Annotated in this window: 13 protein-coding genes; 12 read left to right on the top strand and 1 reads right to left on the bottom strand. The window is 35.5% G+C overall.

Annotated features, from left to right (window positions below; translation table 11 throughout):
- Positions 1-12: 12 nt before the first annotated feature.
- From BLT84_RS06060 to BLT84_RS06030, 7 genes are read left to right on the top strand one after another with little or no spacing between them, the layout of a single operon-like run.
- Positions 13-1,374: a sodium:solute symporter gene (locus tag BLT84_RS06060; protein ID WP_172822443.1), complete on the top strand. Its 1,362-nt coding sequence runs from the start codon at positions 13-15 to the stop codon at positions 1,372-1,374.
- On the top strand, positions 1,359-2,207 hold the full coding sequence (locus tag BLT84_RS06055) for a metallophosphoesterase family protein (RefSeq protein ID WP_091263593.1): 849 nt from the start codon (positions 1,359-1,361) through the stop codon (positions 2,205-2,207). Before BLT84_RS06060 ends, BLT84_RS06055 begins: the two co-directional genes overlap by 16 nt.
- Before the next feature lie 34 nt (positions 2,208-2,241).
- Positions 2,242-2,751 carry a rhodanese-like domain-containing protein gene (locus BLT84_RS06050; protein WP_091263590.1) on the top strand — a complete coding sequence of 170 codons (510 nt, stop codon included), beginning with the start codon at positions 2,242-2,244 and terminating at the stop codon, positions 2,749-2,751.
- Between the two features lie 16 nt (positions 2,752-2,767).
- Positions 2,768-3,382 carry a TIGR04282 family arsenosugar biosynthesis glycosyltransferase gene (locus BLT84_RS06045; protein WP_091263588.1) on the top strand — a complete coding sequence of 205 codons (615 nt, stop codon included), beginning with the start codon at positions 2,768-2,770 and terminating at the stop codon, positions 3,380-3,382.
- Between the two features lies 1 nt (position 3,383).
- Positions 3,384-4,196, top strand: coding sequence for a purine-nucleoside phosphorylase (locus tag BLT84_RS06040; protein WP_091263586.1), 813 nt, complete (start codon positions 3,384-3,386; stop codon positions 4,194-4,196).
- Positions 4,197-4,237: 41 nt separating this feature from the next.
- On the top strand, positions 4,238-5,047 hold the full coding sequence (locus BLT84_RS06035; protein WP_091263583.1) for a DUF547 domain-containing protein: 810 nt from the start codon (positions 4,238-4,240) through the stop codon (positions 5,045-5,047).
- Between the two features lie 2 nt (positions 5,048-5,049).
- A complete protein-coding gene (locus BLT84_RS06030; protein ID WP_091263581.1) occupies positions 5,050-5,736 on the top strand; it encodes a TIGR04283 family arsenosugar biosynthesis glycosyltransferase in 687 nt (228 codons plus the stop codon).
- Here BLT84_RS06030 and BLT84_RS06025 read toward each other — a convergent pair.
- A complete protein-coding gene (locus BLT84_RS06025; protein WP_231929499.1) occupies positions 5,726-6,766 on the bottom strand; it encodes a glycoside hydrolase family 113 in 1,041 nt (346 codons plus the stop codon). The two genes, BLT84_RS06030 and BLT84_RS06025, sit on opposite strands and share 11 nt — an antisense overlap.
- Positions 6,767-6,941: 175 nt before the next feature.
- On the opposite strand from BLT84_RS06025, the gene BLT84_RS06020 reads away from it, so the two are divergent.
- From BLT84_RS06020 to BLT84_RS06000, 5 genes are all read left to right on the top strand, one after another.
- Positions 6,942-8,228 (top strand): NAD(P)/FAD-dependent oxidoreductase, encoded by a 1,287-nt coding sequence (locus tag BLT84_RS06020; RefSeq protein ID WP_091263580.1) that lies wholly within the window; start codon positions 6,942-6,944, stop codon positions 8,226-8,228.
- A gap of 2 nt (positions 8,229-8,230) precedes the next feature.
- Positions 8,231-9,826, top strand: coding sequence for a 4Fe-4S binding protein (locus BLT84_RS06015; RefSeq protein ID WP_091263578.1), 1,596 nt, complete (start codon positions 8,231-8,233; stop codon positions 9,824-9,826).
- A gap of 79 nt (positions 9,827-9,905) precedes the next feature.
- The gene (locus tag BLT84_RS06010) at positions 9,906-10,598 is read left to right on the top strand and encodes a glycosyltransferase family 2 protein (RefSeq protein WP_091263576.1); all 693 of its coding nucleotides are present in this window, start codon (positions 9,906-9,908) and stop codon (positions 10,596-10,598) included.
- Complete coding sequence (locus BLT84_RS06005) at positions 10,598-12,070, top strand: cellulose synthase family protein (RefSeq protein WP_091263574.1); 1,473 nt, start codon at positions 10,598-10,600, stop codon at positions 12,068-12,070. Before BLT84_RS06010 ends, BLT84_RS06005 begins: the two co-directional genes overlap by 1 nt.
- Positions 12,071-12,073: 3 nt before the next feature.
- The gene (locus tag BLT84_RS06000) at positions 12,074-13,075 is read left to right on the top strand and encodes a metal-dependent hydrolase (protein ID WP_091263572.1); all 1,002 of its coding nucleotides are present in this window, start codon (positions 12,074-12,076) and stop codon (positions 13,073-13,075) included.
- The last annotated feature ends 53 nt before the right edge of the window (positions 13,076-13,128 follow it).

The raw sequence follows: 13,128 nt of genomic DNA, 5'->3' as shown, positions 1-13,128 counted from the left end.
AATAATAATCACATGACACTTTTTATTGAAGTTTATAAAATTGAACCTATCTACTGGCAGTGGTGGTTACTCCTATTTTCCAGTATTGCGCTTTTTATAATTTCACCGAGAGCAAGAAACGCAAGAGAATTTTTTAAAGCTACTTTTAAAAACAAAGCGCCTAATACAGGAATGCTTACCGGTAGCTTAATAATCTCTTGGATCTTCGCAAAAAGCATTACCAATGCAGCAAATCTCGGCTTGGAATTCGGGATCGTAGGAGGTCTCGCTTATGCCGGCTATTACCTTTCCTTCGCTATTGCAGGGATAGTGATCTACGCAATGCGAGTAAAAGGAGGATTTAAAAGTATTCACCAATTCTTAGTTTCAAAATTTGGAAGAGGAGCAGTTGCATTATTCTCTATCTTGATAAGTATCCGGCTTTTTAATGAAGTTTGGTCTAATACCATGGTCATAGGTACTTATTTTGGAGATCAGGGCAGTAGCGGGTTTTATTGGGCGATCATCGTCTTTACAATTTTGACGTTGGCTTATGCTTTAAAAGGTGGTTTAAGCAGTTCCATTTTTACAGATGTGATACAAATGGGATTCTTTGCCGTTTTGCTTTGTATAATTCTTTGGAACATTTTTAGTATTGGAGAAATAAGCATTAAAGAAGTGGCAACCTCCGGAAGTTGGACCATGGCAACCGGCTTAAACTTGCTTTTTGCCGCCGTAATTCAATCTTTTAGTTATCCTTTTCATGATCCGGTACTAACCGACAGAGGTTTTATAAGCAGTCCAAAAACAACTTTAAAAAGCTTTCTTTTAGCGAGTGTCTTTGGTGGAATTTGTATCGTACTCTTTAGTATTATTGGAGTTTATGCCCAAAAAGAAGGAATGCAAGGGCAAGCGGCGGTAGAAGTTGGAAAAGCCTTTGGAGTTATTATTCTATTAGTGATCAATTTTATTATGATCACTTCTGCAGCATCAACGTTAGACTCCACATTTTCATCATTTTCTAAACTTATTACTATCGATCTTAAATTTGGGAGAAGCATCAAATTTGGAAGAATTGCCATGGTTGTTTTAGCAATCGCGGGAACCATTCCTGTTTTCTTAGATGCTGAAATCCTTTCTGCAACTACCATTTCCGGAACTATGGTTATTGGGCTGACTCCGGTTTTTATGTTCTGGAAGATCAAGGTACCTCAAAGCAGTTTTTACCTTAGTGTAGTTGGCGGATTGGTCTTCGGATTTTTACTCGTTTTTAATATTTTCCCGAAAGCTTTGATATTAACTGAAGGCCCATATGCAGACCTACTTTGGATCAACGTTTGGGGAATTATCACTTGCATAATCTTATATTTACTTCCTAAATGGATTCAGAAATAGAAAATATTGGAACTCTAAACGGCAAACTTCTTTTATTTGGAGGAGTTTATAGCAATTTACAGGCTTTAGAAAAGTTGATCTCTATTGCTAAGTCGGAAGGAATTCCTTCTGATAACTGTATTTGTACGGGAGATATTATTGGGTATTGCGCCCAACCTCAGCAAACCATTCAACTATTTAAAAAGTGGGATGCCAGAGCTATCGCTGGAAATGTGGAGGTTCAGTTGGCTGAAGACAAAGACGATTGTGGTTGCGATTTTAGAGAAGGTTCCAGATGCGATAATTTCTCACAACTTTGGTATCCGTTTGCAAAAGCACATTTGGAAAAAGATTCTATTGAGTTTGTAAGAGCAATTCCAAGAAATCTAAGTTTCACTTATGCTGATAAAAAAGTGAAGGTAGTGCACGGTTCTTATTCCAATATTTCAGAATTCATTTTTAAATCGACTCCTAAACAAGTAAAAAGCAACGTCTTTGAAGAAACTAATTCTGATATTATAATTGCGGGGCATTGCGGACTTCCTTTTAATGAAAAGATCGGAGATAAACTTTGGATTAACCCGGGAGTTATTGGGATGCCGGCTAACGATGGAACTCCTAGAGTTTGGTATGCACTTTTAGATGAAAATGCAACGCCAATGCTTTCTCATCATTCATTTACCTATGAGCATGAGCTTACCAATAAATTGATGCTGAAAAATGGTTTGCCACAGGAATACGCAAATACCATACTTACCGGAATTTGGGATAATACTGAGATCTTACCAAAAGCCGAAAGTGAATTGCAAGGAATTGAGATCGAATTTCAGAAAACTCTAACATCGCAGTTTTAAATTTTCACGTAAGTATCTATAGAAACAACTAATTATGACTTTAAAAAGATCAATTTTTATAGTAGTTCTTATCATTACAAGCTTTCAAGTGAAGGCTCAGAGTTCTATGGAAGCGCTTTTAGCAAAATATAACACCAACAGTGTTCCTTATATTTCTGTTGAAGAATTAAGAATGTTGAAATTTGACAAAGATTCTATCTTGATCTTTGATGCCCGCGAAAAGGAAGAATATGAAGTGAGTCATATTAAAAATGCTCAATTTGTGGGTTATGATGATTTTTCAGCAGAAAAGATTTCACAACTGTTCAGCAACAAATCTATTCCAATCGTGGTATATTGTTCTGTGGGTATTCGGTCTGAGAATATTTCAGAGAAATTAGAAAATGCCGGATATCAAAATGTAAAGAATTTATACGGCGGTATTTTTGAGTGGAAGAATAGCGGGTTTGCTGTTTATGATACTCAAGAAAAAGAAACCGAAAAAGTGCATACTTTCTCTAAGCATTGGTCTAAATGGCTAAAAAAAGGAGAAAAGGTATATTAATCAAATATCATTTATTTTGAAATCAACCTCTAAAAACCTACTCTTAATATTTACCAGAAACCCGGAACTTGGCAAAGTGAAAACAAGACTTGCCAAAGATGTAGGAGATGAAACCGCTCTGGAGATCTATAAATTTCTTATTGAACACACTGTAAATGTTACCAAAGATCTATCCGTAGAAAAAGAGGTACATTATTCTGTAAAAATCAGAGAAAACGATCTTTGGGATGATGCTATTTTTATTAAGAAACTTCAGCAGGGAGAAGACTTGGGAGAACGCATGCAGTATGCTTTTGAGCAAGGTTTTAAAGCCGGATATCAAAATATTATAATAATTGGAAGCGATCTTTATGATCTTAATAAGCAGGATATTGAAGAGGCTTTTGTAGATCTGCAAGAATATGATGCCGTTGTTGGTCCTGCAGAAGATGGTGGGTATTATTTATTAGGAATGAATTTCTTAACTTCACAAGTCTTTAAAAACAAAAATTGGGGTACAGATTCTGTGCTTCAAGACACTTTAAAAGATCTTAAAAATAAAAATGTAAAATTATTGGAACCTCGTAACGATGTTGATTATTTAGAAGATATTCAAGATGTAGCGATTTTTCAAAAATTCCTGAAGAAATAATATGATACAAGAAATTAAAGAATCTACAGATTACCTTATCTCCCGTGGGTTTGACGCTCCGGAAGTTGGAATAATATTAGGAACAGGGCTGGGTCAATTTATAGATGAAATTGAAATTTTAGCGGAGGTTAGCTATAAAGATATTCCTCATTTTCCTACTGCTACTGTAGAATTTCATAAAGGAAAATTGATCTTCGGAAAGCTGGAAGGTAAGAAAGTAGTGGTGATGCAGGGTAGATTTCATTTGTATGAGGGATACAGCCTTCAGGATGTAACTTACCCAGTACGAGTGATGAAGGAACTTGGTATTTCAAAACTGTTGGTTTCTAATGCTTCAGGTTCTATCAACTTAGATTATAAAAAAGGAGAATTAATGCTTATTGAAGATCATATAAATCTTCAAGGAGGTTCTCCCTTAGCATTTCATGGGGTTGAACAATTGGGGGAACGCTTTGTAGATATGAGCCAGCCTTATGATGCAGTTATGAATGAAACCCTTGAAAACACAGCAAAAGAACACAATATTATCCTTCATAAAGGAGTGTATGCGTCGGTATTAGGGCCGCAATTGGAAACAAGAGCAGAATACAGATATTTAAAAATAATTGGTGCAGATGCAGTGGGTATGAGTACTGTACCTGAGGTAATTGTGGCAAATCATCTAAAAATTCCGGTGTCTGCAATTTCAGTAATTACAGATGAAGGAAACCCTGACGACCTAAAACCCGTAGATATAGCAGAGATCATTGCAATGGCAGAAAAAGCAGAACCGCAAATGATCACGCTTTTTAAAGAATTGATCAAAAAAATATAACTGGATTAACCACCCAATTTTGATCTGCTAACACTTGAATTATGAAAAAAATTACATTCATTCGCCCGTTACTTTTTACCGGAATAAGCCTTTTAGTGCTTAATTCCTGTACGTTATTATCGGCTGCAGGTCTTAATGACAAAGGTTTGTCTAACAAAGAGGCTTCCGAAGAGATCGTTTCTACCACGGCAAATTCTGAAGTAAATGTAGATCATAGCGCTTGGGACAAACTGCTTAAAAAGCATGTGAATAGTGATGGTTTGGTAGATTATAAAGGGTTCCAGGCAGACAGAACAGCGCTGGATTCTTATATCACTATGTTATCTAATCACCAACCTTCAGATAAATGGTCGGTGCAAGAACAGTTGGCGTATTACATAAACACTTATAACGCCTACACTGTTAAGTTGATACTTGAAAATTATCCTGTAAAAAGTATCAAAGACATTAAAGGTGCTTGGACCAAAGACATGGTAAAAATTGGAAATGTTCAAATTTCTTTAGGTGGAATTGAAAATAGTATCCTGAGAAAAATGAATGAGCCAAGAATTCATTTTGCCATTAATTGCGCTTCTATTTCTTGTCCAAAGTTGATGAATGAAGCTTATACTGCTGCGAAAATCAATGAGCAGTTAGAAAAGGCTACTACCCAATTCATTAATTCAGATAAAAATGATCTTTCTGAAAATTCACCAAAGTTTTCTTCAATTTTCGACTGGTATAGAAAAGATTTTAGAGATAGTGATCAAACAGTGATAGATTACATCAATAAATACGCAGAAACTAAGATTAGCGATACTGCAACCCTTAACTATAAAGACTACAATTGGAATCTTAACGAACAGAAATAATCATGATCAGCATAATTATTCCTGTTTTTAATGAAGAGGCCAACATCCTTCATCTGTTAGAGCACTTAAGAAGCTCTTCATCTATCTATATTTCTGAAATTATTGTGGTAGATGGCGGAAGTACAGATAATACTGCTGCATTATCATCAGATCAGGAAGGAGTGATTTTTATAAGTTCTAATAAGGGCAGAGCAAAGCAAATGAACGCCGGAGCCGCTATTGCAAAAGGTAAGACGCTTTATTTTCTTCACGCCGATAGCTTCCCTCCATATAATTTTGATCTTGAAATTGTAGAGCAAATAGAACAAGGCAATTTAGCGGGATGTTTTTGTATGAAATTTGATAAGAATCACTGGTGGTTGAACCTGATGGGATATTTCACGAAATTTAATCATAAAGCTTGTCGTGGTGGAGATCAATCCCTGTTTGTAGAAAGGAATCTATTCAAAAATATTGGAGGTTTTAACGAATCTTTTATCGTGTATGAAGACAACGACATTATAAGAAGGCTTTATGAGAAAAATCAATTTGTAGTCATCAAAAAATGGTTAACTACTTCTGCTCGCCGTTATGAAGAATATGGAGTTTGGAAAGTGCAATATGTGTTCTTACAGATCTATTGGAAAAAGTATCGAGGTGCTTCTCCAGATGAACTACATACTTATTATAAAACCAAACTTAGTTTGTAAAAACTCTGCCGTAATAATTTTTAACCACCTGTTCTGCCGGTTTATTTTGAGGTGTAAATTGAGTGTCTTTATCTCCCCCGGCTACAGCATGATTGTGATGCCACTTCCATAAAAATCCGCCAGCAAACCAGTCTTCCTGCCAAAATTCTTGATACAAAGCTTCTAAAGCATCTGCTTGTAATTTGTTGTTGGTATCTTTTAATTCTCTGGAAGAATCCCAAGGAGTTTTAGCTGCAAAATCTATATTTCTATAACCATATTCCGTAAAAAGAATAGGTTTTCCAGAAGTTTCAGAAATAATCTTTAAAGAATTTTTATAAGGTTCCCACCCTTTACGCAGCTCCTCAATTTTTGGAGATCTTTCTACATTTAAAGGAAAATAGGCATCCACTCCAACATAATCTAGTGCTGCCCAGAACTCAACTTTATCCATCTTATCCCAATTCTCGGCATAGGTAAGTTTTCCGGAATATACCTTGCGAAGGTCGGCGATCAGCTTATTCCAAAAATCTGGTCTTGCATTTACAAATTCATATAATTCTGTACCAATACACAAGATCTCCACCTTTTCACTTTCAGCAATTTTTGTATACAAGAGAATAAATTCTTCGTATTGCTCTTCAAAACTTACCCAATCTGCTTCAGAATTCATTTTTACATCCCCGGTAAATTCGCCATTCCTGATCCAGATCTGAGGTTTTAGCATGACTTCCAAACTATCTTTACGCATAAGTTCGATACTTTCTTTTATACCTTCTTCGCGCTCGCCCCACCATTGTCTTTCTAGATTAAAATACAATTTAGGACTGTTCAAGCTTTCCATAAAACCAAAAGGCATCAAGGCAACCGTATTAGCATTAACCTTTTTTATTGGCTGAATATCATTTGCTGAAATTTTCTCTCTGGAAGCCACTAAGCTAATTCCATTTATTTTTTCTGAAGTATTCTGAGCTTCACAAGAAGTAAGCAGCACAAGAAAGAACATTGCTGAAATAATCTGAAATTGAGATTTGAAATTACTGACCTTCATATTAATTCTATTCAAAAGATTTTAGCCTAAAACAAAGCACAAAAATGGAGGAAACCTTTGTAATTATAGCATATTTCTGCGTACTTTACCTTATTAGCTTTGAAAGGTATACCAAGCAGTACGACTCATGCTTTTTTAATAGCCATTCTTAACACTTCTTAAAATTAGGAAATATATGGAGCACATTGTCATAATAGGCAACGGAATTTCAGGAATTACTGCCGCAAGGCATATTCGGAAAAATTCTGATAAAAAGATCACCGTTATTTCCGGAGAATCAGATTTTTTCTTTTCTAGAACTGCTCTCATGTATGTCTATATGGGCCATATGAAGTGGAATCACCTAAAACCTTACGAAGATTGGTTTTGGGAAAAGAACCGAATTGAACTAAAAAAAGCATGGGTAGAAAAGATAGATTTTGAGCAAAAAACACTGCACTTTTCTGTTGGGCAAGAAATGAAATATGATAAGCTAATAATAGCTACCGGCTCGTTACCTAATAAATTTGGTTGGGAAGGCGAAGAGCTGGAAGGAGTTCAAGGCCTAGTAACCAAACAAGATCTGGAATTGCTGGAAAAGAATTCTGTTAATTGTAAAAAAGCAGTACTTATTGGTGGCGGATTGATTGGTGTTGAAATGGCTGAAATGCTTAGAACAAGAAAGATCGATGTTACATTTCTAGTTCGAGAAAAGGCATTTTGGGGAAGTGTGTTACCCTATCACGATGCACATTTAATATCCAAACATATTATTTCACACGGCGTAGATCTAAGACATGAAGAAGAATTAGATAAGATCCTCTCAGATGAAAACGGACGAGTAAAAGGTATTTTGACTAAGAAAGGAGAAGAAATAGCATGCGAGATCGTAGGACTTTGTGCAGGTGTACATCCAAATATTGGGTTTTTAAAGACTACTTCTCTTGAAGTAGATAAAGGAATTCTGGTAGATGAATATCTTCAAACAAACATTTCAGATGTATATGCTATTGGAGATTGCGTGCAGCAGCGTAAAAATATTGGTGAGAGAAAACCAATTGAAGCCGTTTGGTATACCGGTAGAATGATGGGTGAGACCTTGGCACAAACCTTAACAGGAAACAAAATTCCCTACAAACCCGGAAATTGGTTTAATAGTGCGAAATTCTTCGATATAGAATATCAAACCTATGGTTGGGTGTGGAGTAAACCTAAAGAAAATGAACAACAACTTAATTGGAAATATGAAGATGAAACGAAATTTCTTACCATTTCATTCGATAAAACTTCCAATAAATTCTTAGGTATAAACATCTACGGAATTAGATTAAGACACGAAGTGATAGATCGGTGGTTGAATGAAGAACGAAGCATAGAATATGTGCTTTCTCATTTAAAAGAAGCTAATTTTGATCCTGAGTTTTACAAAACACACGAAAAAGAGATCTTTTTAGCATTTAAAAATCAACTTACAACAGCATAACTATGAGTTCTATTCACCCTAATATGGCGCTCACCGGCGAACCACCAAAGTCTATAAATACACAGCAAAAGCTCGCTACTTTTTTAGGAATGAGTGGTCTTATTATTTTGTTGTTAGCAGCTTTCAATATAAATTTTCCTAATAAAACCTTGTGGCTAAGTATTTCTCTGGCTTCCATATTTGCAGGAATTGTTTGGTTTGCAAAAGCTGCATATTCAGATACACATCCCGGTATAAAGAATGACGGAGTTTGGTTTAAGTCTATGTCTAGCAGGGGATATTTGGCTTGGCTTGCAGGAATTTCTCTAACAGGATTTTATATTGTATTATATTTCTTTCCTCAATTTATAGGATTGGTTCAAGATGGTGATAACACGGGTTTAATTGCGCTTTTCGATCCGCTGAGTAAAGCATTAAGCGGAAATCCGGCTAGCCAATGGTTTGTTTACGGAACGCTGTACACTATTGCTATTGCTGCCTTTGGAATAAAATTCATCTGGAAATATCGCCATAATAGATATGAAAAACTAAGAACCATTTCAGTCATCTTTTTTCAAACAGCCTTCGCTTTCCTAATTCCGGAATTTATGGCAAGATTGAATAGTGATACTTTTAGCCTTCCTTATTATGATCTGAAAAATATCTGGCCACTTAATTATTATAATTTTGAACAATACAGATTAGACGATTTTATTTCTGCCGGAGATATTGGCTTGGCTTTATTGTTATTTGGAATTGTTTCCATTTTTGTGATTACTCCAATTCTCACCTACAAATACGGAAAACGTTGGTATTGTAGCTGGGTATGTGGTTGTGGAGGTTTAGCCGAAACAGCCGGGGATTCTTATAGACAGTTATCAGATAAAAGTCAGTTTGCATGGAAAGTAGAACGTTGGGTTGTACATAGTGTATTAGTATTTGTAGTTGTTATGACCACCGCTGTTATCTATTCTTATTTAGGGGACGATGCTTCTAAATATTGGTTAACAAGAGATACTTTTTTAATAGGAGTTGGTATATTTTTAACCTTGCTTTTTGCTGGAATTTGGTTCTTTAAAAAAGAAGAATTAGCAAAAGATGCAAGAATTGGAGCCATTGGCTATTTAGTGATAGTTCTTTCTTTAATAGGATTTCATTACAGCAGTGGCAGTAACCTCTTTTTATTTAATGCAGAAACCTTGCGCCAAGCATACGGTTTTTTAATTGGAGCTATTTTTAGCGGAGTTATTGGAACAGGCTTCTACCCTATTTTTGGAAATAGAGTTTGGTGCAGATTTGGTTGCCCTATGGCAGCAATTCTAGGATTGCAACAACGTTTATTCTCAAAATTTAGAATCACTACCAATGGCGGACAGTGCATTTCCTGTGGAAACTGTTCTACGTATTGTGAAATGGGAATAGACGTTCGTGCGTATGCTCAAAAAGGAGAAAACATTGTTAGAGCCAGTTGTGTTGGCTGCGGAATTTGCGCTGCAGTTTGCCCAAGAGGAGTCCTTAAATTAGAAAATGGATCTTTAGACGGAAGAATAAATTCTGAAGAAGTTCTTTTAGGAAATGATGTAGATTTAATGGATTTATTAAATCAGAAAAGCAGATAAATTGTAAGTAAAGCCTTTATTTTGCGTACTCAACATTAGCTTTTGCGCAAAATGCCTCAAGACAAATCTATTTTTCTGAATGCCTGAGATCATTAAAGTTATTATTCCCGCTTATAACGAAGCAGATTCTATTGCAAAAGTAATTGCTGAAATTCCGGATTTTGTTGATGAAATTATAGTAGTCAGCAATAATTCTACAGACAAGACCGAAGAAAATGCTGCTCAAGCCGGTGCTACGGTACTTAAAGAAAGCAGAAAAGGTTATGGCTATGCCTGTTTAAAAGGCATGGATTATATTTCAAACCAAGAAATTAAGCCGGATATCATTGTTTTTCTGGATGGAGATTACAGCGATTTCCCTTCAGAAATGGATAAGATCATCGCCCCTATTATTAATGATAATATAGATATGGTTATAGGTGCGAGAGTAAGATCTCTGCGCGAACCGGGATCTATGACCTTCCCTCAACGTTTCGGAAATAAATTGGCTACAACATTGATGAAATTATTCTTCAATGCAAATTTCACCGATCTTGGCCCTTTTAGAGCCATAAAATATGATAAACTACTTCAGCTAAACATGCAGGATAAAACCTATGGCTGGACGGTAGAAATGCAGCTAAAAGCCATCAGGCAAAAATTCTCGTATATAGAAGTTCCTGTGCATTATAAAAATCGAATAGGAGTTTCAAAAGTTTCAGGAACTGTTAAAGGTGCTATCTTTGCAGGTGTGAAAATATTAGGTTGGATTTTTAAATACAGTATTAAATAATGGAGTTTGCGATCATCATCATCTACACCATTGCCCTATTGCTGATCTTGCTCTATAGTTTTTCTCAGTTAAGCCTTCTTGTTAATTATCTAAGATCTAAGAAACAACCAGATACTTCTTTAAAATTTGATCTTTCCATAGCCGAACAGATCCCAAAAGTTACCATTCAGCTGCCTGTCTATAATGAGCTGTACGTCATGGAACGGCTTTTAGATAATATTTCGAAAATTGAATATCCTAAAGATAAATTAGAAATTCAGGTCTTGGATGATTCTACAGATGAGTCGGTAAAGATGATCGCCGATAAGATCTTGGAATTACAACAAACAGGGCTCGATATTCAACATATTCAAAGGCTTGATAGAACTGGATTTAAAGCCGGAGCATTAAAAGAAGGTTTGAAGATCGCAAAAGGAGAATTTATTGCCATTTTTGATTCAGACTTCTTACCTCAACCCGATTGGTTGTTACAAACGGTGCCATATTTTAAAGATCCAAATGTGGGTGTAGTTCAAACTCGTTGGGGACATATCAATAGAAATTATTCTCTTTTAACCAAAATTCAGGCCTTTGCACTCGATTTTCATTTCATTCTGGAACAAACCGGGAGAAATTTCGGTAAGCATTTTATCAATTTTAATGGAACGGCCGGAATCTGGAGAAAAGCATGTATTATGGATTCCGGAAACTGGAGCGGAGATACGTTAACTGAAGATCTTGACCTTAGCTATCGAGCTCAGTTAAAGAATTGGAAATTCAAATATCTGGAAGATGTAGAAACTCCTGCAGAATTACCTATTGCAATTAGTGCAGCGAAATCTCAACAATTTAGATGGAACAAGGGAGCAGCTGAAAACTTTCAGAAGAATTATGGCAAACTCCTACATGATAAAAATTTAAGTGCAGGTACCAAATTTCACGGATTTTTCCATTTGCTCAACTCAAGTATGTTCTTGCTGGTGATCTTATTGGCGGTGTTAAGCATTCCTGTGCTATATATTAAAAATTCCAATCCTCAATTTAGCTGGTACTTTAATGTCATAGCTTTTTTCGCCATTAGTACCTTGATATTTTTTGTTTGTTATTTAGTCACTTATATGAAGATACACGGAAGCTCCTTCAAAAATTTCTTCAGATTTATTGGGATGTTCATTACGTTCTTCTCGATCGCTATGGGATTTTCAGTTCATAATTCACTTGCCGTTTTGGAAGGTCATTTTGGAAAGAAAAGTGAGTTTATAAGAACCCCAAAATTCAATGTGAATAATATTAAAGATTCCTGGAAAGCGAATAAATATCTAACCAATAGTCTTTCCTTAAGCACTTTTATTGAGGCTGCGCTTTGGTTGTATTTTGGCTTCGGAATTTATAGCGCTTTTGTTCTTCAAGATTTTGGATTGATCGTATTTCATCTAATGCTTTTTGCAGGGTTTGGCTTTGTCGCTTTTAAATCTATTTTCAGCAAAATATAACCTATGGATTCTTTAACTCAAATAGTATTAGGAGCTGCAATTGGAGAAGCGGTGTTAGGAAAAAAGGTTGGAAATAAAGCGATGTTATATGGCGCAATAGCAGGGACCATTCCAGACTTAGATTCCTTTGCTCCATTATTTACAGATACTTTAACTGCCATTGAAATTCACAGAGGTTTTTCACATTCTATCTTGTTTTCAATCCTTTTTGCTCCAATATTTGGTTGGCTCATTTCAAAAATTGAAAAGAAAGCTGACGTACATTGGAAAGATTGGTCATGGTTGATGTTTTGGGGCTTAATAACGCATCCGCTTTTAGATGCCCATACCACTTGGGGCACGCAACTTTTCTGGCCATTAGATCTTAGGTTAGCTTACAAAAATATCTTTGTTATAGATCCGCTTTACACCTTGCCATTCTTGATCTTCTTGATATTGGCCTTCAGAGCTAAAAAAGGATCTTTACAAAGAAGGAAGTATAACAACTTAGGATTGATTATTAGTAGCATTTATATGATCTGTACCATCGGATTAAAAGCAATCACCTATTTCAAATTTGAAAGTGCTTTAGAGGAGCAAGATATTTCTTATAACCAGATTCAAACTAGACCAAGTCCATTTAATACCATTATGTGGTCTGCCAATGTAGAAGTTGAAGATGCTTATCTTCTTGCAGATTATTCAATTTTAGATACCAAGCCTATAGAATTTAAACGTATTCCCAAGAATCATGATTTGGTAAATGATTATAGAGATGAAAAAGATCTGAACCGAATAATCGCTATTTCACAAGGCTGGTATACTATTGCCAAAAGAGATGAAATTTTATATTTTAATGATCTTCGTTTTGGAGCTTATAACATAAATGCTGCAGATCCAAAATTTGTCTTTAGTTATAAGTTGAAAGGAAAATCAGGTGAACTGAAAGTAGAAGAAGTTCCTCGTGATCCTGAAAATGCTAAAAAAGTTTTTAGCAACTTAGCAACTCGAGTGTTTGGAAATTGAAGCTTTTATCAGAAAACTTGAAAATATAAAAAACCTCAAATCGGTAAGAAATG

Origin of the sequence: Gillisia sp. Hel1_33_143 (assembly GCF_900104765.1) — a bacterium.
Taxonomy (GTDB): Bacteria; Bacteroidota; Bacteroidia; order Flavobacteriales; family Flavobacteriaceae; genus Gillisia.
The sequence above is the reverse complement of the archived record's forward strand: the minus strand, read 5'-3'. Positions and strand labels throughout refer to the sequence as shown.

What these genes read in the sequence shown, in the direction of transcription:
- BLT84_RS06060 (WP_172822443.1), top strand. Translation starts at nt 13, where the DNA reads ATGACACTTTTTATTGAAGTTTATAAAATTGAACCTATCTACTGGCAG.
- BLT84_RS06055 (WP_091263593.1), top strand. Translation starts at nt 1,359, where the DNA reads ATGGATTCAGAAATAGAAAATATTGGAACTCTAAACGGCAAACTTCTT.
- BLT84_RS06050 (WP_091263590.1), top strand. Translation starts at nt 2,242, where the DNA reads ATGACTTTAAAAAGATCAATTTTTATAGTAGTTCTTATCATTACAAGC.
- BLT84_RS06040 (WP_091263586.1), top strand. Translation starts at nt 3,384, where the DNA reads ATGATACAAGAAATTAAAGAATCTACAGATTACCTTATCTCCCGTGGG.
- BLT84_RS06035 (WP_091263583.1), top strand. Translation starts at nt 4,238, where the DNA reads ATGAAAAAAATTACATTCATTCGCCCGTTACTTTTTACCGGAATAAGC.
- BLT84_RS06030 (WP_091263581.1), top strand. Translation starts at nt 5,050, where the DNA reads ATGATCAGCATAATTATTCCTGTTTTTAATGAAGAGGCCAACATCCTT.
- BLT84_RS06025 (WP_231929499.1), bottom strand. Translation starts at nt 6,766, where the DNA reads ATGAAGGTCAGTAATTTCAAATCTCAATTTCAGATTATTTCAGCAATG.
- BLT84_RS06020 (WP_091263580.1), top strand. Translation starts at nt 6,942, where the DNA reads ATGGAGCACATTGTCATAATAGGCAACGGAATTTCAGGAATTACTGCC.
- BLT84_RS06015 (WP_091263578.1), top strand. Translation starts at nt 8,231, where the DNA reads ATGAGTTCTATTCACCCTAATATGGCGCTCACCGGCGAACCACCAAAG.
- BLT84_RS06010 (WP_091263576.1), top strand. Translation starts at nt 9,906, where the DNA reads ATGCCTGAGATCATTAAAGTTATTATTCCCGCTTATAACGAAGCAGAT.
- BLT84_RS06005 (WP_091263574.1), top strand. Translation starts at nt 10,598, where the DNA reads ATGGAGTTTGCGATCATCATCATCTACACCATTGCCCTATTGCTGATC.
- BLT84_RS06000 (WP_091263572.1), top strand. Translation starts at nt 12,074, where the DNA reads ATGGATTCTTTAACTCAAATAGTATTAGGAGCTGCAATTGGAGAAGCG.